The 19,136-nt window shown below is 60.0% G+C and carries 23 protein-coding genes; 9 read left to right on the plus strand and 14 right to left on the minus strand.

Annotated elements, in window-relative coordinates; genetic code table 11:
* Positions 1 to 101 precede the first annotated feature (101 nt).
* From FHY55_RS17455 to FHY55_RS17465, 3 genes are all read right to left on the minus strand, one after another.
* Positions 102 to 1,565: an ABC transporter substrate-binding protein gene (locus FHY55_RS17455; RefSeq protein WP_140015405.1), complete on the minus strand. Its 1,464-nt coding sequence runs from the start codon at positions 1,563 to 1,565 to the stop codon at positions 102 to 104.
* 66 nt (positions 1,566 to 1,631) lie between these two features.
* On the minus strand, positions 1,632 to 2,918 hold the full coding sequence (locus tag FHY55_RS17460) for an acetylornithine deacetylase/succinyl-diaminopimelate desuccinylase family protein (RefSeq protein WP_140015406.1): 1,287 nt from the start codon (positions 2,916 to 2,918) through the stop codon (positions 1,632 to 1,634).
* Between the two features lie 46 nt (positions 2,919 to 2,964).
* Entirely contained in the window at positions 2,965 to 4,650 is a 1,686-nt protein-coding gene (locus tag FHY55_RS17465) for a BCCT family transporter (protein ID WP_210410506.1), read from the minus strand.
* Positions 4,651 to 4,838: 188 nt separating this feature from the next.
* On the opposite strand from FHY55_RS17465, the gene FHY55_RS17470 reads away from it, so the two are divergent.
* From FHY55_RS17470 to FHY55_RS17510, 9 genes are all read left to right on the plus strand, one after another.
* Positions 4,839 to 5,915 (plus strand): hypothetical protein, encoded by a 1,077-nt coding sequence (locus FHY55_RS17470; RefSeq protein ID WP_140015408.1) that lies wholly within the window; start codon positions 4,839 to 4,841, stop codon positions 5,913 to 5,915.
* On the plus strand, positions 5,916 to 6,290 hold the full coding sequence (locus FHY55_RS17475; protein WP_140015409.1) for a hypothetical protein: 375 nt from the start codon (positions 5,916 to 5,918) through the stop codon (positions 6,288 to 6,290). It abuts the gene before it with no gap.
* Positions 6,287 to 7,417, plus strand: coding sequence for a hypothetical protein (locus FHY55_RS17480; RefSeq protein ID WP_140015410.1), 1,131 nt, complete (start codon positions 6,287 to 6,289; stop codon positions 7,415 to 7,417). Before FHY55_RS17475 ends, FHY55_RS17480 begins: the two co-directional genes overlap by 4 nt.
* Before the next feature lie 68 nt (positions 7,418 to 7,485).
* Positions 7,486 to 9,423, plus strand: coding sequence for an ATP-binding protein (locus FHY55_RS17485; RefSeq protein WP_140015411.1), 1,938 nt, complete (start codon positions 7,486 to 7,488; stop codon positions 9,421 to 9,423).
* Between the two features lie 104 nt (positions 9,424 to 9,527).
* Positions 9,528 to 10,145 carry a hypothetical protein gene (locus tag FHY55_RS17490; protein ID WP_168223048.1) on the plus strand — a complete coding sequence of 206 codons (618 nt, stop codon included), beginning with the start codon at positions 9,528 to 9,530 and terminating at the stop codon, positions 10,143 to 10,145.
* Complete coding sequence (locus FHY55_RS17495; RefSeq protein ID WP_140015413.1) at positions 10,142 to 11,500, plus strand: DUF6638 family protein; 1,359 nt, start codon at positions 10,142 to 10,144, stop codon at positions 11,498 to 11,500. Before FHY55_RS17490 ends, FHY55_RS17495 begins: the two co-directional genes overlap by 4 nt.
* Positions 11,501 to 11,503: 3 nt before the next feature.
* On the plus strand, positions 11,504 to 11,779 hold the full coding sequence (locus FHY55_RS17500) for a hypothetical protein (RefSeq protein WP_140015414.1): 276 nt from the start codon (positions 11,504 to 11,506) through the stop codon (positions 11,777 to 11,779).
* Positions 11,780 to 11,787: 8 nt separating this feature from the next.
* Positions 11,788 to 12,477 (plus strand): DUF1523 family protein, encoded by a 690-nt coding sequence (locus FHY55_RS17505; protein WP_140015415.1) that lies wholly within the window; start codon positions 11,788 to 11,790, stop codon positions 12,475 to 12,477.
* Between the two features lie 4 nt (positions 12,478 to 12,481).
* Positions 12,482 to 12,889 (plus strand): SMI1/KNR4 family protein, encoded by a 408-nt coding sequence (locus FHY55_RS17510; RefSeq protein WP_168223049.1) that lies wholly within the window; start codon positions 12,482 to 12,484, stop codon positions 12,887 to 12,889.
* Positions 12,890 to 12,953: 64 nt separating this feature from the next.
* Here the strand turns inward: FHY55_RS17510 and FHY55_RS17515 are convergent, their stop codons facing one another.
* The 11 genes from FHY55_RS17515 to FHY55_RS17565 form a co-directional block, all read right to left on the minus strand.
* Entirely contained in the window at positions 12,954 to 13,253 is a 300-nt protein-coding gene (locus FHY55_RS17515) for a hypothetical protein (RefSeq protein WP_210410507.1), read from the minus strand.
* Between the two features lie 123 nt (positions 13,254 to 13,376).
* Positions 13,377 to 13,844, minus strand: a complete 468-nt coding sequence (locus FHY55_RS17520) for an Hsp20 family protein (protein WP_140015418.1) — start codon at positions 13,842 to 13,844, stop codon at positions 13,377 to 13,379.
* Between the two features lie 718 nt (positions 13,845 to 14,562).
* Positions 14,563 to 15,126, minus strand: a complete 564-nt coding sequence (locus FHY55_RS17525; RefSeq protein ID WP_140015419.1) for a GDP-mannose 4,6-dehydratase — start codon at positions 15,124 to 15,126, stop codon at positions 14,563 to 14,565.
* A gap of 61 nt (positions 15,127 to 15,187) precedes the next feature.
* The gene (locus FHY55_RS17530) at positions 15,188 to 15,505 is read right to left on the minus strand and encodes a hypothetical protein (protein WP_140015420.1); all 318 of its coding nucleotides are present in this window, start codon (positions 15,503 to 15,505) and stop codon (positions 15,188 to 15,190) included.
* Positions 15,506 to 15,527: 22 nt separating this feature from the next.
* Positions 15,528 to 15,833 carry a hypothetical protein gene (locus FHY55_RS17535; RefSeq protein WP_140015421.1) on the minus strand — a complete coding sequence of 102 codons (306 nt, stop codon included), beginning with the start codon at positions 15,831 to 15,833 and terminating at the stop codon, positions 15,528 to 15,530.
* A gap of 7 nt (positions 15,834 to 15,840) precedes the next feature.
* Positions 15,841 to 16,617, minus strand: coding sequence for a hypothetical protein (locus FHY55_RS17540; protein WP_140015422.1), 777 nt, complete (start codon positions 16,615 to 16,617; stop codon positions 15,841 to 15,843).
* Positions 16,618 to 16,753: 136 nt separating this feature from the next.
* Positions 16,754 to 17,071 carry a hypothetical protein gene (locus FHY55_RS17545; protein ID WP_140015423.1) on the minus strand — a complete coding sequence of 106 codons (318 nt, stop codon included), beginning with the start codon at positions 17,069 to 17,071 and terminating at the stop codon, positions 16,754 to 16,756.
* Positions 17,072 to 17,131: 60 nt separating this feature from the next.
* A complete protein-coding gene (locus tag FHY55_RS17550) occupies positions 17,132 to 17,431 on the minus strand; it encodes a hypothetical protein (protein ID WP_140015424.1) in 300 nt (99 codons plus the stop codon).
* A complete protein-coding gene (locus FHY55_RS17555; RefSeq protein ID WP_140015425.1) occupies positions 17,428 to 18,075 on the minus strand; it encodes a hypothetical protein in 648 nt (215 codons plus the stop codon). Before FHY55_RS17555 ends, FHY55_RS17550 begins: the two co-directional genes overlap by 4 nt.
* Positions 18,076 to 18,136: 61 nt before the next feature.
* Complete coding sequence (locus FHY55_RS17560) at positions 18,137 to 18,454, minus strand: hypothetical protein (protein ID WP_140015426.1); 318 nt, start codon at positions 18,452 to 18,454, stop codon at positions 18,137 to 18,139.
* Between the two features lie 12 nt (positions 18,455 to 18,466).
* Positions 18,467 to 19,081, minus strand: coding sequence for a hypothetical protein (locus FHY55_RS17565; protein WP_140015427.1), 615 nt, complete (start codon positions 19,079 to 19,081; stop codon positions 18,467 to 18,469).
* Between the last annotated feature and the right edge of the window lie 55 nt (positions 19,082 to 19,136).

The following is a 19,136-nucleotide window of genomic DNA, read 5'->3' on the forward strand; positions in this document are numbered from 1 at the left end:
TCCACTTCGCCCTCACCGCCCGCACCAGGCCCGCCGGGCCGACTGACCGCCGGTGCGGCGGCGCGAGGGTGGGCGGGTGGGGAGCGCCGGCGCGGCGGCGGTCAGTCGGCCCAGCTCACCCCGGTGAGGTCATTGGCCTGGGTCGGGGCGTTCTCCCACAGACCCTCGATCTTGGCATTGGCCACACCCGTCTTGGGCAGCTGGAAGAGGTAGCCGTTGACGAAATCTTCCGCGATCTTGGTCTGCGCGGATTTCAGGATCTCCGAACGCGCATCCGGGCCGGTGGTGCCTTCGAGCAGGGTCATCATGCTTTTGAAGTCCGGGTCGGCATACTGAAAATAGTAGTCGTCGCGGGCGTAGATGTTGATGTCCATCGGCTCGGTATGGCTGACAATGGTCAGGTCGAAATCACGGCCCTTGAACACCTGCTCCAGCCATTGCGCCCATTCCATGTTGGTGATCTCGGTTTCGATACCCACGTTGCGCAACTGGGCGGCGATGATCTCGCCACCGCGGCGGGCGTAGGCGGGGGGCGGCAGGGCGAGGCGCAGCTTCAGCCCCTCGGCCCCGGCTTCGGCCAGCAGCGCCTTGGACGCCTCCGGGTCAAACTCCGACATTTCCATCAGGTCCACATAGTCCGGGTTATGCGGGGCGAAGTGGGTGCCGATGGGGGTGCCATAGCCGTTCATCGCGCCGTCGATGATGTCTTGCCGGTTGATCGCATGGGCGATGGCGTTGCGGACCTTCACGTTGTCGAGCGGCGGCTGGGCGTTGTTCATCGCCAGAATGGTCTCACCTTCGGTCGAGCCGATAATCACCTTGAACTGCGGGTTGCCCTCGAATTGCGGCAGGGTTTCCTGCGCGGGGAAGTTGGGGAAGGCATCGACATCGCCGGCCATCATGGCGGCGAAGGCGGCGTTGGGGTCAGAGATAAACTTGAAGGTGGCGCTGGCCAGCGCCGGGGCTTCGCCCCAGTAGTCGGCATTGCGCGTCAGGCTCACATGGTCGCCCTGCACCCATTCGGAAAAGGTGAAGGGGCCGGTGCCAACGGGCTTGGTGGCAAGCTCGGCGGCACTTTCCTCGCCCACCATCACCGCATCGCCCCATGCCATCTTGAAGGGGAAGGCGCCATCGGGCTGGCTGAGGGTTACGGTTACGGTGGTCGGGTTTACCGCTTCGACGCTTTCGATCCCGGCAAACAGCGCCTTCTGGGCGTTGGTGCTGTCTTCGGCGCGGGCGCGGTTGAGCGAGAACACGACATCATCGGCGTTGAAGGCGGTGCCGTCGTGGAAGGTGACGCCCTCCTGCAGGGTGAAGGTGTAGCTGGTGCCATCGTCCGAGACCTCCCAGCTTTTGGCCAGCGCGGGCACCACCGAGCCATCGGCGGCAAAGCGGGTGAGGCCTTCGAAGACGTTGGCATAAACCACCTCGTCGATGGCCGCCGCCGCGCCGCCTGTCGGGTCGAGGTTTGGCGGCTCGAGCACCATGCCGAGGGTGATGCTGTCTTGCGCCAGCGCGGGCGTGGCGAGGAGCGTGGCGGCGAGAAGGGTTGTGCGAAGGGTCATGGGGCTGGAGCCTCCCTGGGTGGTTTCCTTGAGGTTAACCGGCCCAAGCGCGGCTGCATAGGCGGTTTAGCGGGCAAGCAACTCGGCCAGCACGAGGGCCATGACGCTGGCGCTGTCGACCATATCCTGCACGCCGACCCATTCGTCGGGCTGGTGGGCGAGGTCGAGAATGCCGGGGCCGTAGGCGATGCAGTTGGAGAGCTTGCCGATGCGGTCGATGTGCTTTTGGTCGTAGGTGCCGGGGCTGACGACGTAATCGGGCTGGCGGGAGAGCACCTTTTCGATCGCTGCCGCCGTGGTGCGCACGATGGGGGCATCTTCGGGGGCCATGGTGGGCTGCACCTCGAAGAGATCGCGGATTTCGTAGGTAAAGCTGGGGCGCGCGGCTTTGACCTTTTCCATCAGCGCCGTGACCTCGCCTTTTACCTCGGCGAGCTCTTCCTCGATGAGGAAGCGCCTGTCGATCACGATGCGGCAGCTGTCGGGCACGCAGGGCGCGGGCAGGCCGGTGTAATCTGCCGGGTGGTCGGCCTCGCCGCCGTGGATCGAGTTGATGTTGAGCGTGCTTTCGCGGGCACCTTCGGGCACCACCGGCATTTCGGTGTGCTTGGTGGCGAGCAGCGGAAAGAGCGTGGCCTCCATCTCCGCCAGCACGGCGCCCATGTGGCGCACCGCGGAGTCTCCGAGGAAGGGCATGGAGCCGTGGGCGATGCGACCGAAAGTTTCGATCTCAGCCCACCAGACGCCGCGATGGCCAAGGCAGATGCGGTCCTTGTTCAGCGGCTCGGGGATGATGACGTGCTGCACCCGCTCGGGGCTGAACCAGCCGCGCTCGGCGAGGTAGGCCACGCCGCCGTAGCCGCCGGATTCCTCATCCGCCGTTGCGGAGATTTCGACCGCGCCGGAGAAGTCGGGGCAGGTTTCGAGGAAGGCCTCGACGGCGATGATGGAAGCAGCGAGACCGCCTTTCATGTCGCAGGAGCCACGGCCATAGAGCTTGCCGTCTTTCACCTCGCCGCCAAAGGGGTCGACCGTCCAGCCGCGGCCCACCTCCACAACGTCATGGTGAGAGTTGAAATGCACGCACTCCCCTGCCCGCTTGCCCTCGCGGCGGGCGACCATGTTCCAGCGCGGATACTCTGTGCTGTCGGCGGGGGCGCCCTCGGCGCGGATCATCTCCACCTCGAAGCCCTGCTTGCCGAGGCGTTCGGCGAGGTAGGAGCAAATGGCGCGGTAGTGCTGGCCGGGCGGGTTGAGCGTGGGGATTTGCACGAGGTCGCGGCAGAGCGCCACCAGCTCACCCTCGCGGGCGCGGATGGCATCGGTAAGTCGGGCGTCGAGATCGGCTGGCATGGCGGCAGGTTAGGCAGATCGACCTGCCGCCACAACGCCCGATCTCCTACTCGGCCGGTGCGGGGCGCTCAGGCGTGCGCCCGGCGGTGCTGCGGGCGTCGATCTCCACGTCATCTTCGGGGTGAAAGGCCTCCAGCTCGGGGCGGGTGCCGATGTTGATGTGGTCGATCTCCTCCTCCGCGAAGCCCCGGATCAACGATGGGATCATCATGCAGACCAGCACGAAAATCGGCAGGCCGACCACGGTGATGACCTGTTGCAGCGCCGTCAGCCCCGCCTCACCGGCGAGGATGATGAGCATGGCGGCCACCAGCCCCTCGGCGGCGCCCCAGAACACCCTCTGACCGACCGGGCCGGGGGTGGGCTTGCCGGTGCAGAGCATGTCGACCACCAGCGAGGCGCTATCGGACGAGGTGGCAAAGAAGATCGCCACGATCACCACGGCGAAGCCCTGAATGAACTCGGTGAAGGGGAAGTGCTCGAAGAAGGCGAACATGGCCAGCGGCACCGACTCGGCCACGGCGGCGCTGATCTCGCCCGCGCCCTCGCCCAGCGAGGCCCGTGCGGCCAGCCCCAGCCCGTCAAACTCCATCGCCTGCCAGCCGAAGATGGAGAACCAGACGAGGGTGAAGAGCGAGGGCGCGAGCAGCACGCCGAAGACGAACTCGCGGATGGTGCGCCCGCGCGAGATGCGCGCCACGAAGAGGCCGATGAAGGGCGACCAGGTGACTGTCCAGGCCCAGTAGAACACCGTCCAGCTGCCCTGCCAGCCCCATGGCGGGTTGTCGGGGTTTTCGTTGGCGAGCATGTCGTTCCAGAACATCAGGTGCGGCAGGTTCTCGAAGTAGAGGCCGAAGGTTTCGACGATGCCGCGCAGCAGGAAGAGCGTGGAGCCGAAGACGAGGACGAAGATCATCAGCCCCACGGCCATGCCGATGTTGAGGTTGGAGAGCACCTTCACGCCCTTGTCGAGGCCGACGACGATGGAGCCAACGGCGACCACGGTGAGCACGGCAAGGATCGTGACCTGCACACCCGGCCCGGTGCCCGAGCCGGTGAGCGCATCGAGGCCCGCCGCGATCTGGCTGGAGCCGAGGCCAAGGGAGACGGCCACGCCAAAGAGCGTGCCGAGGATGGAGGCTATATCAATCGCCTTGCCGATGGGGCCGTGAATGCCCTCGCGCAGCAGCGGGTAGAACACGGAGCTCACCCGCACGGGAAGCTCGTAACGGTTGATGAAATAGGCAAAGGCCAAGCCCGGCAGCGCGAAGATCGCCCATGTGTGCAGGCCGAGGTGGTAGATGGCGATGGAGATGGCATCCTGCGCCGCCTCCTCGCTGTGGGGCGCAACGCCCGGCAGCGGCGGATTGGCGAAATGGGAGATTGGCTCGGCCACGCCCCAGAACATCAGCACGGTGCCGATGCCGCCGGCAAAGAGCATCGTGAACCAGCTGAGGTTGGTATACTCGGGCCGCGAGCCCTTTGGCCCTAGGCGGATGTGCCCGTGCCGCGAGCAGGCCGCCCAGATCAGGAAGCCCAGCCAGACATTGACGCCGAGGATGAAGAACCAGCCGAGGTTGGTGACGATCCACGCCCGCCCCGCTGCGAAGAAATCGCCAATGGGATCGGGCGCGATGACCAGCGCGAGCACGAAAAGCAGGGTCAGCCCTGCGGAGACAAAAAAGATCGTCGGATCGGTGCGCAGGCCAAGGCGGCTGGCTAGCTGGTGCAAGGATTTGTCTCCCATTTGTGTTCACGCGTTACGCAACCAACGGGAGAACGGCGCAGATGTTCCGGAATTCTTGGGCCATCGCCCTGCAAATGCCCCCGAAATGACCGCATTTGGCGCGTGACGATGCTTAACAAAACGCGTTAAAACCCCCACATAAGCCCCAGCACCATATGATTTGAGGACGCGAAATGGCTGATTTTGATGCGATGATCGAGAAATCCCAGGCCCAGGTGGCCGAGACCCAGGGCAAGATCCAGGAGCTTTCGAGCCGGATCGAGAGTGCCCGCCAGAAAATGGCCGAGGGGCAGGACATCCAGCTCGACATCGAAAACGCCACGCTGGAAGACGTGCACCAGCACACCGAGCTGATGAACGCCAATATCGCCGAGCTCATCATGGGCCTCGATGACGTGACGACGGGGTTCTCCGAGGACTTCTCGGAAATCCGCGACAAGACCGGCTGGGAAAGCTTCGTCGGCATCTTCTCCAAAGGCAAATCCGAGAGCCTGCGGCAGGAGCGCATCCGCACCGCCAACATCGACGACAAGTTGCAGGATCTCATCAGCAAGTCCGACGTGATCGTGAAGCTGCTCGAAAACCAGCTGATCGTGCTGAACGGCGAGAAGGAAAAGGTGGAGGCCAACCTTTCCACCACGCTGGACGAGCGCGAGGCCACGGTGGGTGAGCTGGAAGCGCTCAGGGCCGAGATTTCGGCGATGGACCCGAAGATCATCGAGCTGGAAAACAAGATCAGCGTCGAACAGGACGCCGCCGAGCGCACCAAACTGGAAACCGAGCTGGCCGAGCTGAACGCCAAGTACAACGAGCAGGTGCAGCAGGAGCAGGTGAAGCTGGCCAAGAGCCAGACGCTGGAGCGCTACATCGAGAAGGGCAAAACCTGGGTCGACTCGCTGCAAAATCAGGCCGCGACCCAGATGGTGCTGATCAACAAGCTGCAGACAGACACCAAGCAGCGGGTTGTGCTCTATGATGCGCTCACCAAGTCGCTGAAGACCGCCCAGCAGCAGGACGTGGCCCACCGGATCAACGAGATCGGGGTGAAGACCGACCAGGAGGCGCAGGCCGCCATGGCGGGCATCGGCGCGGCCACCAACCAGCGGATGGCCGACATGATGGAAGCGCACGAAGATCACATGGTCTTTGCCCGCAAGGTGCTGGAGCAGAAGGCCAAGGCCGACGAACGCTTTGCCCGCCGCTTCGAGAAGATCGTGGAGAAGCACGACAAGAATATTTACGGGGCGTAGGTGCGGTTTCGCACGCAACAGATCATCACCATCTGCCTCGGCATAGGCATTCTGGCTGCGGTCGGTAGTGGCCTGATCGAGGATCGGCAAAGTCTGTACGTCGAAGCGGAAATTGAAAATGATACCACCCAGATCGACTATGTGTTCATTGGCGGAACTCTCTTGTGGGTAGCTTTCGCTCGTTGGCTGTATCGAAGCATGTGGTTTGCCAGCGCCGTATCGCCTCTGGATAAACCGCCGGGAGCCTTTCGACGTGCAACTTTCGGACAGGGCTGGACGGAGCGATCCATCTTTCGCGACGGCAAGAAAGCGGCCCAAAGACGTTGGATCTGTAATGTCGACGAAAACGGAAACGATCTGGACAGGCGACAATGACTGACGCCAAGAAAGCCCTCACCGCCGACCACGCGCAGCTTTCGGATGAATTCGCCACGCGGCGGTATTTTTCGAAGTTCGACGCGATCACCGGCCATCTGGCCAAGGTGGCGGCGGCGATGGAGGTGGAGGGCAGCCTGACGAAGCCTGAGGTGACGATCCTCGGGCGTTACATCCGTGGGCTGGCCAATGCCTTTGCGGCGCTGGGCAACAAGTATCTGCTGACGGGGCGCGAGGGCACGCCTTTTGGCAAGCTGGATTTTGACCGCAGCGAGAGCGGCTTTCCGGTGTTTCAGGAAATGCTGACAATGGCGGTGGATGCCCAGCAGGCCGAGCGGCACCTGCGGGGCATGCCTTCGGCGGCGGAGCTGAAGGACGACATGATCCGCCAGATCGTGGGCGAGCTGACGATTCCGACCAAGCTGCAATACGCGATGGCGCAGCGCTTCTACTACGAGGCGCTGACCGAGGGTGATATCTTTTGGGCGCGCAACGACCCCGAGGCGCTGTGGCAGCGCAGCGAGGGCGAGCGGCGTGTTTTTCTGATCCATTGGGCGATTTTCGACAGCCAGGTGAACCTGCCGGTGATCTACCTGATGGAATGCGAGGACTCGGGCCGCACCAGCCTGCCCAAAGACGAGCGGCGCTGGCCGAGCGCGCAGGCGCATTTGATGGCGCAGAGCTTCTCTGGCCTGAAGCTGCTGACCATCGCGCAGGGGTTTGATCAAGACTTCGACGATCTGCACCCCAAGCGCATCCGGCGCTTCCACGTGGGGCCGATGTATTCCTCCGCCTACACGGTGCAATCGGGGCCGCTCTGCGAGGTGCTGGCCGAGGCGAAGGCACCGCAGGGGCAGGATTGGGCGCTGGCCTGGACCGAGGAAGAGCTGGTGAGCGAACGGGTGCGCACGGAGAAGGCCGGGTGGTTCTCATCCGTCGAGCGCGAGATCTTCACGCTTGATCCGTTTTCCGGCCGGGGGGCCGACACCGGGGCGACGCGCACGGAGCGGTCGATCATCATGCCGGAGCGGCCCTATCAGGTGCTCGCCGAGAAGAACCCGCCGGGGTTTTCCGGCGTGCGGAAGTTCGTGGTGAGCCCCGGGGGCCGGGTGTTTTCCTACAGATAGAGTTTGGGCCTCCGGCGGGGATATTTCCGGCAGGAAGATGGGGCCGGGTTTTGAGAAGGATTTGAACGATGAGCCTTTCAGCCAATGAGATGGAGCTTCGGGAAGAGGAGATCCGCAAGCATTACGAGGCGGCGGCCGAGATGCTGGAAGGGATCGACCACACGCCCCGGATTGCCAAGCCCAAGGAGGCGGCGGCAGCGCCCGAGCGCTCGTCCGGCATCGGCACGCGGCGGCGGTTTCGCTCGACGACGCCGGGACTGGTGACACGCTCGACGGCCCGGCCCGAGGGCGTGCGGCTGGTTGAGCGGATCGAGACGGCGGATGATGGTGACCCGCTGGTGTCTCCCACGCAGGCCACGGTGCTGCACGGGCTGCGCCGGGCGGTGGCGATTGCGCTGGCGACGGGCGAGGCGCTTTCTGAGGCGACCGGGCTGGTGGAGCTGAAGAAGGAGAACCTCGAGGGCCGCTTGCCCGAGACCCGCAAGGCGGAGTTTGGCGAGCTACTGGCCGCCGAGGCGCTGGCGGTGATGTATTCCTTCGGCAATGCGACGAGCTTTTTGCTCGCCCCCTCGGCCAGCGAGGCCAGCGTGGAGATTGGCGCGGTGGAAGAGGTGCTGACCGACAACGCCCCCCTCGCCCTGCACGGCTGCCTCTGGGAGCTGGATCAGGAGCTGGCGACCTTTGCCGACGAGGAGCCAAAGCTGGTGGCCACGGTGATGGCCTATGCCGAGCAACTGATGGAGAAGGTGGCGCTGCGGGGTCAGTCCGCCCCCCGGATGGAGGCCTTTACCGGCGCGAAGTATCGCGTGGAGGCCGATGACCTGACGATTGCCGGCTTCACCCCGGCGCGGAAGGCCAAAGGCAGCACGCTGGTGATGCAGTTCAAGAAGCCCAACGAGGTGGTGGGCAACCATATCGCCAAGTATCAGGCGATGCGCTTGGCGAAGATGATCATGGCCTATGACTTCGAGCGCAAGCTGAACCCCTTTGTCGAGCTTGGCGGCTTCATCTTCACCTTCATGGGCGATGGTGCGCCGGGCACGGGAAAGACGACGCTGATCCAGATGATGGCCGGGTTGGTGAGCGAATATTGCGGTGTGGCGGGCTATCCGTTCCGCTACCAGAACTTCGGCATCGACAATATCGACAGCTATCAGGGCAAGTCGGGGCAGAACGCGAAGGCGTTTATCAACAACGTGCTGGACCCGGGCGTGATCGGCTTTGGCACGGTGGATGATATCGACCAGATCGCGGGCAAGCGGGGCGACCGGCAGAGTTCTGCGGGCCAGCAGGAGGTGACGGCGGTGCTGATGGAGGCTTTTGCGGGGGCCAACACGGTGGTGCGCGGCAATTGCACCTTTGGCATGTTCTCGAACTACCCGGAGAACGTGGATGACGCATTGCGGCAGCGGGCCGGGGCGCGGTTTCTCGTCGACGGGCCGCAGACGCGGGAGGATTACATCGACATCCTCTACCTGCTGATGGGCAAGAACCACGACCTGCCGCTGGGCGATCACGAGGCCTATGCCGCGCAAGAGATCAAGAAGGCGGTGTCGGCCAGCTTCGAGGGGCATAGCAAGCCCCACGAGGAGGGGTTGCTGGTGGTGTATGAGAAGGTGCGCGGCGAGATCGGCGAGCTGGACACGATTGCCAAGGTGGGGCGCTATCTGAAGGCGATTCAGGAGGCGGATGAGCGGTTTACCGGCCGGGCGATCAAGAACATCACCGACGCTGTGAAGGTGCGCGCGATGGACTTTGAGCTGCCGGATGAATGGATGGAGGAGCCGGAGCTGTTCCTGTTCAAGCCCTATGACGAGAAGCTGGGGATGGTCAGCGAGTTGCGCCAGCCGATCACCATGGAGATGGTGATTCAGGAGGTGAACCGCTACGCGGATAGCGAGTTCCGCTACGCCGACAAGTCGGACGAGGTGGCGATTGCGAATATGGTGCGCGACTTCGGGCGGCAGGAGGAGGCGAAGAAGAGGTATTTGGAGGGGAAGGGGTGAGGGAAGACCGAACCGAGCCACTTTGGGCGACTGGACCTGCTGAAATTTTGCGTCATGGAGTTGCGCTACTGGCAGAGGACTCCGACGCCAACCGACGTCTGGCAATGATAGCTATCGACAATGCGGTCGAACTCATGCTGGAGACCTTTATTGAGCTGCCAAAGCGAATTAACGGACTAAGCTTATCTAGAAAATTAAAGTCGGAAATTACCTCGAATTTCCCGTCCCTCTTGGATGGCGTTGAAGAGCATGCGCAAGAAAGGATCTCTGGACTCGACTTGGGAGAAATTGAATGGTTTCACGGATTGAGGAATCGACTTTATCACAAAGGCAATGGACTCACCATCGAGCGAAGAAAAGTGGAGGTTTACGCTGAACTGGCAAAGACACTTTTCTCCCAACTATTTTTGGTGGAAATCGAGCTCGACGAGAAAATGGAGATGGACGTTCTAGGAAAGTTCATAGCAAGCTGGACTCGACTTGAGCGGTCAGTCAGGAAGCTAGATAATGAAGATAGAGCGCAACCGTTTTCTAACTCATTGTCGTTTTTGAAATACAGCAAGGTCATCTCACAAAAGCAATTTGACACCGCGCTTCGCCTTCGGAACGTTAGGAATGAGGTACTTCATGGCCCAGAGGAATATCCGAAAGCGATTACTCCACAAGCACTAAAGGAACTGAGTGAACTCGTGGAGCAAATGGAAGGCCTGATCGAAAAATGAAACGCCTCATCTCCCGCGGCCTGATGTTCGGCAATCTGATCGAGGTGGCCTCCCCTGCCCTGATCGACCGTTACAACCGGGCGCTCCACAAGCTCACCGGCAAGCGCACCGAGTTGCCTGACTTCCATGTCGATATCTCCGGCTTCTCGCCGGAAATCGCCTTCGAGTTCGATGACCTGCTCTATCTCAACCCCAACGGGGTGAACCGTCAGTTCATTCTGCTGACCACGGCGCAGAAGACCGCGCCTCTGCTCAACGCCAAGTTCTCCATGAGCCGCGGCATCCTGCGGCAGTTCATCGAGGAGAACGAGAGCCAGCTTTTTGCGCTCACCTCGCGTGATGCGGTGCTGGGGGAGCTGGATAACACCGTGTTTGAGGTGAACACCCCGGCGCGGCTGTTCGACATCAAGAAGATCACCGTGCGGGCCGATACCACCTCGGGGCATGTGGAGCAGGCCGAGGCGCTGAGTGAGAAGATCAGCACCTTCAAGACCAAGCCGGATGCGTGGTGGGATGATGTGCTGATTGCCGAGATGATCGGGCTGGCCAAACAGACCGGCGATGTGACGCGAAACCCGGTGACGTTCAAGGCGCCGAGCTTCACGCAGGGCAACTTCTGGACGGCGCATTTTGGCGGGCTCTACATTTTCCGCAATGTGGAGCACCCGGCGGTGATTTGCTGCGGCGAGAAGGAGAAACTGGGCAAGGTGCCCTCGCCCTTTGTCTTCGACCTTGAGGATCGGGCCGGGATTGCGAAGTTTCTGGAGTTGAACGGGCTGGTGGAGCCGATCGTGAAGGCGAAGGGCACCGATGCGACGGCGATCCTGAAGCAGAAGATGGATTTCATCCTCGTCGATGTGGCGGCGACGCTGGGCAAGGATGTGCCTTCGCGCTCACGGGGGGATTTGCGCAAGCTGGCGCAGGTGCTGGGCTCGGCGCTGCCGCCGGAGTTTCATGCGCTGAACGAGCTGGTGCGTTGGGCCGAGCAGGGCGGGAAGTGGCCGAAGATCACATCGAGCCATCCGGCCTATTTTTACACGCTGCGCGCCACCAACCACCCCGACCGCGACCTGATCAACCAGTTGCTCACCGAGCTTTCGCGGCTTGACGTGCGCCAGCTCTTCATCTGCCACAAGGAGCTGTTTTATGCGCTCTACCGGGCGTGGCCGGACAGCAAGAAGGAATTTGTGGCCGATTTCCTCGCCCGCGAATACGCGGTGGACAAGGAGGGGGCGCGGGCGGCACTCTTCGGGACCGGGGAAGACGCGATGGAAGAGCCAAGCCCACCGCCCGCGCAAAGGGTGAGCGATGAGCGCATCCGCATCGTCGGACCGTGGGGCGCGATCAGGAGGTAAGGCATGGGGTTGATACGGCTTGTTGTGGTGGGGTTCATCGTTTTGACGGTGATCTACTTCTGCATCTCGATCTATTCGCGCTCGGTGCGGCGCGAGAAGCTGGAAGAGGCCTGGGCAGAGGATCACCCCAGCGGGGGTGACGATGCCGCGCGCAGTGCCTATATCGAGAAGGGAATGGCCGAGTATCACTCGGGGCTGCGCAAGAAGCTGATCTTGCTGGTCTATGTCATCCCGGTGATCGTCGTGGTGACGATCCTGTGGTTTACCAACGCCAACTGAGGGGCAACATGCGGATTTTGTGGCGAGCGATCAAATGGGCTTTCATCACCATGATCGCGCTGATCTTCCTTTACGTGCTGCCCCAGCATGACGTGGTGAGAATTACCGGCACCGAGGTGATCCGGCAGGATTTTTCGGGCTTCAACCGGATGTTCTATGCGCAGGCCGACAGCGGGGCCACGGAGATGGCCACCCGCGATGTGCGGTTTATCCAGACAGTGAAGCAGAAGAGCTTTCTGCTCGGGTTCATCCCGCGCGACAGCTATGGCGTGATGGTCTACCGCAACGAGGATTCCGGCTGGATCTGGCCGCCCTACTTCAAGTTCGACAGCTCGGATTTGCAGGCCGATGCGGCGGAGTACATCTCGACGCAGGCCAGCCCGCAATGGGCGCTGATCACCCACTACGGCTGGCGCAACCGGTTTTTCTCGATCTACCCGAACGCGATTGGCATCAAGCCGATCGACGGGCCGGAGCATTACTCGATCCCGTGGTTCAACATCTCGTTCTTCGTGCTGCTGGGGATCGCGCTGCTCTTCATCCGGGCGATGTGGCGGCAGTTCCGCGAGCGCGCGCTGGACCCGACGCTGGATGCGGCGGAGGACCGGTGGGACCGGGTTGAGGCGGCGGCGAATGAGAAGAAAGCCGGGTGGCGGCGGTGGCTGGGGACTTGGAAGAGCAAGCCGCCGCGGTATTGAGGGCGTGCTGGCGGGACGCAACTGGAGCAAGGCGGGCGGGGCATCCGGCACCGCGATTGCGAGCCTGGTTGAAACCTGCAAGTACCCCTTGCCCAACGACTACCTATGGTTCCTGCGCCTCTCCAATGGAGGCGATGGCCCGCTCTCTGTCGATCCCCTCTGGCTCTGCATCTATAGCGCTGAGTCGGTCGAAGACTATGCACGCAGTGGCTTGGAGGAAGAACACCATCCGGGGCTCTTCGTGATCGGCAGCAACAGCGGTGGCGAATACATCGCCTTCGACTTCCGCGATGACGGGGAAGGCAAGCTCGTATACTTCGACGGTGTGGCCGGCGAAGAGAGTTCCGAGCCACTCGCGGAGAGTTTTTCGGATCTGATCAGTCTACTTGAAGCAGAAGACTCCACGCCGTGAGTTCGCCGTGGATCCAAGGGCCGCGGTGCCGCACAGTCACCTTGACTCGGCGCTGGTGCAAACCTCAGCGGATCCTCCAGCCTTCCCTTTCGGGTCCAAGCTGCGCGGTTTGGCCCGGCAAAAGACCCTGCACAGGCTTCGGCACGTCGAATTCCCGAAACGCCTCGCGCACCCCGACAACACCGGCATCGGGTGGATCTTCGCCCGCATGGGCCACGACTCCGCACAGGAACTGCCAGTCCCCGTCAGCGTCACGCACGACCTGCCCCAAGGGGCGTTCGCGCCGGAGCAAGCAGCCGCAGATGACGGCGGCCTCATCGGGTTGCTGATCACTCACGTCCGCGCCTCCGTCATACAGCGTCATGTCACGGCAAAGCTGCAACGCAACCTCTGCGACCGCAACCTTACAGCGCCGGCTTTACCATCAACACGAAAAAGGCGCGCGAGTTTCCCCGCGCGCCGCCCTCTTCTCAGACGAACCGAAGGCTTAGGCCTCGACGGTCTCTTTCTGCGCCTCGATGGTCTTCTGTGACCCACCGGCAATCTCAATGCGGCGGGGCTTCAGCGCCTCGGGGATTTCGCGCACGAGGTCGATATGCAGCATGCCATCGGCGTGGGTTGCGCCCGTCACCTTGACGTGGTCGGCAAGGGTAAACCGGCGCTCGAAGGCGCGGGTGGCGATACCACGGTGCAAGTAGGTTTTGCCCTCGTCATTATCGGCTTTCTTGGCCGAAACGATCAGGGCGCCTTCCTTCACTTCGACGTTCAGCTCAGCCTCCGAAAAGCCCGCCACGGCGATCGAGATGCGGTAGTCGTTCTCGTCGACTTTCTCGATGTTGTAGGGCGGGTAGGTCGGCTGGGTGCCGTCTGCGGTGAGGGCGCGGTCCATCAGGTCGGCGAAGCGATCAAAGCCGACGGTGGCGCGGTAGAGGGGGGAAAGGTCGTAGTTACGCATGGGTATCCTCCATTGAGCGATAGATAAGCGTTTTCAGTCACATGCGCCTTCCTGCAGCGGACAGGCGCGGGGTCATGCGCGGGCCCGTCTGGCGCCCGTGCAGGAGATATGTGGGGAGGGGCCAGCAGGGTTTCAAGGATCGCCCATGGCGGTCGCGCCGAACTATCACCCGAGTGCCGCCGACGCCCTCCGCTGCGCGTCCGACGGCCTCCGCCGAGCGTCCGGCGGCCTCATGAGCGACCTCGTTGGACAGACGTCATCATACGGATGAGGCACCCTTGTGCCGGGAAACAGGAGCGCCCAAAGCGACCACATGAGGTCAGCCCGGCCATGTGATCAAAGAAAATACTCGTCGATGTCAGGCTCCTCACCGCCCTCAAACACGTAGTCGTTCAACTTCTGAATATACTGCTTCAAGCGCGCATCATTCACTTCGCCATGCCCAAAAGTCTCCATGAACTCCTCCGCCGAGAATAGTGGCTCGTCGATCTGCTCTTGCAGGCAACGTTTCAGATACTCACGCCGCTGCCCGCAAGTATTCTTTAATCTCCATGGCTCATAAATTTGTTCATCAATATATATATCGAATAGCCTCTTCAGATTTGCCTTCGCACTCGCTCGCTCCGCTCTGTTCATGACTTACCTTTCGAATTCGGATCCATCGTATATAGACCAAAAGTGCCGTCGGCTCGAAACATAGATATCGCGCATATATATATCAACCTTCGAAGTCTATTGCTTTTGAAACTGAGGAGAACTTGGGGCCAATCCTTTCGTAGCCTTTAAACCGAGTGTTTACCCCGGTTCTAAATAAGTCCGAAATGGGAAACTCCACCGGAAACCCATCTAGACCTTCATATCTTGCTATCGCCGCATTATCGTGGAGCTTAGTGGACAGTTTCGTGACAATATGATCGTACGCGCGAACGAAGTCCGCAGCCGCGTTGAACTTTGTTGCTGTACGAACTTGGGTGTGCTTTTTGCCCGTGACCGCATCAATCCTCGTCCCGGACATAGGATCAATGCCGTGCAAGATTCTGTCAAGGAGGGCTTGGTCGGTAACATCTCCTTCATGCCTCTGGGGGCCGTGAGCGCCCGGAACATCCTGCGCCAACTCGTCCAGCCTCTTCCGCCAGTACCGCGCTGAGCGTTCGACGCGGTGGCTCTTGGTCATGATCCGCTCGGCGGTTTCATCAATACTCTGCCGCAGCTTCTTCGCCAAGGCACCGATCTTCGAGAAGATCGGCTTGATCCCGTCCAGAAACGCCAGGATCTTCGCCACATGCTGCCCGCCGGTGATCGCGGCGCGGAATTCTCAGGCGATACTGGCGCAGCGGACGACTTTAATCGTAGCTTCTCCAGTTTGGCGGTGTCTCCCAGTAGTCTGTAAGGTCCGTTTCCTCACCGCCCTCAAAAGCGTAGCGATAGACGCTTTCGAAGAAGGCTCGGGCGGACTCTTTGCTTGCCGGATCGCATGACGTCGTCTTGTAAAAATCTCGTTCTGTAAGGAGGTCCTTTTCAAGGGCAGTCTTGAACTCTTGCTGGAGTGCTTGCCTGTCCAGTTCGCCTAAGCTTTCCACATAATCGGGTAGCTCATCCGATATCGTCAGATTGGCATTAAAGTGCATCAGTAGTGTATAAAAGTCAGGTGAGAAGGTCATATGGCGCTCGCCTCCGGTAGTATCAAAATTCGTGAATATCCGGAGGGTCGGTCTCGGGGGTTTTCAAGAATTCGCAGAATGCCTCTATGAAGCCCCGAGCAGTCTCATCGCTTGCGACTTCGCAACCCGTAAGACGCTCCAATGCAGACTTCGTGACAACGCCACTCTTAATCCAGCCGATGAGTTCCGATTGCACCAGGGCGACTGAACGCGAACCCATCGAAGCCAATATTTCTGGAAGATCTTCCACTTCTTCAACTTCGGGCCGATATGAGCCGAGGAGTGTGCGTGTGGAAGGTGATAAGGGACGCGGTTCGGAATCGTTCATGTAGGTCTCATGGGTTCGGGAATAGTGTCGTTAGAAGTACTCGGCCGTTCTCTCGGCGGAACCTTGCAATAATCTCAGTGTCTGGTCCAAATGCCGTTTCGCCAATAACCGGATTTTCACCGACCTTCCCAGACAGGATGGAATAGCCACGAATTCTGTTCTGAAAATCCGGCCCAAAAACTTTTTTCATGGAGAGTGGGATTTCGTCTCGGAGCCGATTGGATGAGGCGAATTTTGCAAAGTCTGGATGTTTAAGAACCGCTTCGTAGGCGCGCACATAGTCTGCAGGAGTGTTGAACTTCGTGGAGTGTTTGCCAACCCCTAGGATTCTCCCTTTTTCGTTTCTGCGAACAGTCCCAGTCATAGGATCCTTTCCCTCAAAGACACGTTCGTACAGCTGGATATCGGTGACGTCACCCTCATGTTTTTGCGGCCCGTGACCCTGGCCCGCCAACTCGTCCAACCTCTTCCGCCAGTACCGCGCTGATCGCTCGGCGCGGTGGCCCTTGCTCAGGATCCCTTCGACCGTTTCATCAATACTCTGCCGCAGCTTCTTCACCAACGCACCGATCTTCGAGAAGATCGGCTTGATGCCGTCCAGAAACGCCAGGATCTTCGCCACATGCTGCCCGCCGGAGATCGCGGCGCGGATCTTGGAGGCGATACTGGCGCAGCGGGCGGCGAGGGCGGCGGCGCCGGCTCCGGCGCTCAGGGCGGCGATGATCGTGGTGATCAGCCAGATCAGCAGCTCGGGAACGATGAACCCCAGCCCCTCGCCGATCACCCCGCCGAGGGCCTCCAGCCCCGTCAGCTTCCCGAGGCTCGTCGCGATCCAGTCGATGTCACCCGCGAGGAAGGCGCGCCAGATTATCGCAGCGCACTGCCTTTGCTTCGGGCTGCCCGCGCCGTTTCTTGGCGGTTCAAGTCAGAATGTGCCAATACGGCGGTGTCTTCCAATAGTCTGTAAGGTCCGTTTCCTCGCCTCCTTCAAAGGCATAGCGATAGACGCTCTCAAAGAACGCTCGGGCGGAGTCTTTGCTTGCCGGATCGCATTTCGTTGCGTTGTAAAAATCTCGCTCCGTAAGGACGTCTTTATCAAGAGCGGACTTGAACTCTTGCTGGTGTGCCTGCCTGTCCAATTCGCTTAAGTTCTCCACATACTCGGGTAGCTCATCCAATTTCGTCAGATTGGCATCGAAGTACATCAGTGGAGTTTTAAATTCGCTCGATAAAAACATATTATGCGCTCCTTGCGACACGCCGAGAATTCGAAGATGTCTGAGAATTCAGCCTTTTGGCTAGTAGAAAAAATCATCAGGATCCGGGAAATCTCCGCTGTTGAAAACATAGTCCAGCAACGCCTGGATAAACCCTTTGAGGCTGTCCTCAGTCAAATCTCCATGTCCATAGGTGTTAGTGAACTCCTCAGCCGTAAACAACGGCTTGTCGATCTGCTCTTGCAGGCAGCGCTTAAGATACGCGCCCTGATTCTCGAAATCCTGCTTCAAGGTGCTCGGTTCATAGTTCTGCTCGTCAATATATATGTTGAAAATTTTTCTTATGTACGCTTTTGCGCTGGCGCGTTCGATCTTGTTCATTTCTGCTTCCTTGGATTTGCATACATCGTGTAAAGGCCAAACGTACCATCTTCTCGAAACTTGAAAATCGCTCTTATATACCCGCCCTCAAAATCTACCAGTTCAATCTTCTTGGATGACCTTGGTCCAATTCTTCTATACCCTTTCAACCGGCTATTTACCCCATCAGCAAAGATGTCCGAAATTGGGAAGTCTACCTCGAAGGATTTTTCTCCTCCATATCGCGCTCGTGCCGCACTGTCGTGGAGCTGAGTGGAGCGCTCTGTGAAGATATGATCGTAGGCGCGCACATAGTCAGCTTCCGTGTTAAACTTCGTAGCCACACGGACTTTTGCGTGCTTCTTCCCCGTGACCGCATCAGTCGTCGTTCCAGACATCGGATCAATGCCGTCCGTAACTCTGTCCCGGAGGGCTTGATCGGTAACGGCTCCTTCATGCCTCTGGGGGCCATGAGCGCCCGGAACATCCCGAGCTAACTCCCCCAGCCTCTTCCGCCAATACCGCGCGGAGCGTTCGACGCGGTGGCTCGTGGTCAGGATCCCTTCGACCGTTTCATCAATACTCTGCCGCAGCTTCTTCGCAAGGGCACCGACCTTCGAGAAGATCGGCTTGATCCCGTCCAGAAACGCCAGGATCTTCGCCACATGCTGCCCGCCCGAAATCGCGGCGCGGATCTTTCAGGCGATGCTGGCGCAGCGGACGACTTTAATCGTAGCTTCTCCAGTTTGGCGGTGTCTTCCAATAGTCCGTAAGGTCCGTTTCCTCGCCACCCTCAAAGGCGTAGCGATAGACGCTTTCGAAAAACGCGCGGGCGGAGTCTTTGCTGGCCGGATCGCAGGCTGTCGCGTCGTAAAATTCTCTCTCTGTGAGGAGGTCTTTATCAAGCGCGTTTTTGAACTCATTCTTGAGTTCTTGTCTGTTTAATTCTGTTAGGCTTTCTAGATATTCAGGTAGCTCATCGGGCCTATCCACATTGGCATTGAAGTGAGCTAGTGAAGTTCTAAAGTGGCGTGAGAGGGCCATGTCCTGTTTTCCTTAAGGGTTGGGATAAAGTGTGACGAGTTTCGGCATCCCGTTTGCATCCTTTTCGAAGACTGCAGCAATCATGGTGTCTGGGCCAAAGATTGTTGCATTTCCATTGAGATCATATCCTTTAAAGCGTGTCCGAAAGCTGGTGCCAAAGATCTCTCTGGCGGGAACTTTAATTTCGTCTTTCTTTTCGCCATTTTTCAAGAATGCTTTGTAATCTGGATGCTTTACCACTTCATCATAAGCCCTGACGTAATCGGCTTTTGTGTTGATCTTCGTCGCGTGTTTGCCCCTGACGTGTAGGATCTTATTGCTCATTTCGACCCGGAGCTTTCCCTTTCCTGGGACGTCGATCATTTCGCCTGAAAGAGTAGGCGGCCGCCCATGCTCTGCCGGATTATAGGGGACACCGTATTTCCTGAGGAACTTGTCATAGTCCACAACGGTGCCGGTCATCGGGTCATGGCCAAGCAGGCTTCGGAAGAACAATTGTACATCTGTCACATCCCCCTCATGCCGTTGCGGCCCGTGCCCTTGAGCCGCCAACTCGTCCAACCTTTTTTCCCAGTACCGCGCCTTGCGCACCACCACGTGGCTTTCGTGGATAATCCGTGTGCCCACCTCGTCATTCCACAGGCGGCGGCTGTAGTCGCCACATCAAGTTGGTCAAAGGAGA

The sequence above is a fragment of the Oceanicola sp. D3 genome (assembly GCF_006351965.1).
Classification (GTDB): Bacteria; Pseudomonadota; Alphaproteobacteria; order Rhodobacterales; family Rhodobacteraceae; genus Vannielia.

Coding starts and splice junctions, on each gene's coding strand:
- FHY55_RS17470 (WP_140015408.1), top strand. CDS start 4,839: ATGGCTGATTTTGATGCGATGATCGAGAAATCCCAGGCCCAGGTGGCC.
- FHY55_RS17530 (WP_140015420.1), bottom strand. CDS start 15,505: ATGACCTTCTCACCTGACTTTTATACACTACTGATGCACTTTAATGCC.
- FHY55_RS17545 (WP_140015423.1), bottom strand. CDS start 17,071: ATGTTTTTATCGAGCGAATTTAAAACTCCACTGATGTACTTCGATGCC.
- FHY55_RS17485 (WP_140015411.1), top strand. CDS start 7,486: ATGAGCCTTTCAGCCAATGAGATGGAGCTTCGGGAAGAGGAGATCCGC.
- FHY55_RS17455 (WP_140015405.1), bottom strand. CDS start 1,565: ATGACCCTTCGCACAACCCTTCTCGCCGCCACGCTCCTCGCCACGCCC.
- FHY55_RS17500 (WP_140015414.1), top strand. CDS start 11,504: ATGGGGTTGATACGGCTTGTTGTGGTGGGGTTCATCGTTTTGACGGTG.
- FHY55_RS17515 (WP_210410507.1), bottom strand. CDS start 13,253: ATGACGCTGTATGACGGAGGCGCGGACGTGAGTGATCAGCAACCCGAT.
- FHY55_RS17535 (WP_140015421.1), bottom strand. CDS start 15,833: ATGAACGATTCCGAACCGCGTCCCTTATCACCTTCCACACGCACACTC.
- FHY55_RS17460 (WP_140015406.1), bottom strand. CDS start 2,918: ATGCCAGCCGATCTCGACGCCCGACTTACCGATGCCATCCGCGCCCGC.
- FHY55_RS17495 (WP_140015413.1), top strand. CDS start 10,142: ATGAAACGCCTCATCTCCCGCGGCCTGATGTTCGGCAATCTGATCGAG.
- FHY55_RS17505 (WP_140015415.1), top strand. CDS start 11,788: ATGCGGATTTTGTGGCGAGCGATCAAATGGGCTTTCATCACCATGATC.
- FHY55_RS17560 (WP_140015426.1), bottom strand. CDS start 18,454: ATGGCCCTCTCACGCCACTTTAGAACTTCACTAGCTCACTTCAATGCC.
- FHY55_RS17550 (WP_140015424.1), bottom strand. CDS start 17,431: ATGAACAAGATCGAACGCGCCAGCGCAAAAGCGTACATAAGAAAAATT.
- FHY55_RS17480 (WP_140015410.1), top strand. CDS start 6,287: ATGACTGACGCCAAGAAAGCCCTCACCGCCGACCACGCGCAGCTTTCG.
- FHY55_RS17490 (WP_168223048.1), top strand. CDS start 9,528: ATGATAGCTATCGACAATGCGGTCGAACTCATGCTGGAGACCTTTATT.
- FHY55_RS17520 (WP_140015418.1), bottom strand. CDS start 13,844: ATGCGTAACTACGACCTTTCCCCCCTCTACCGCGCCACCGTCGGCTTT.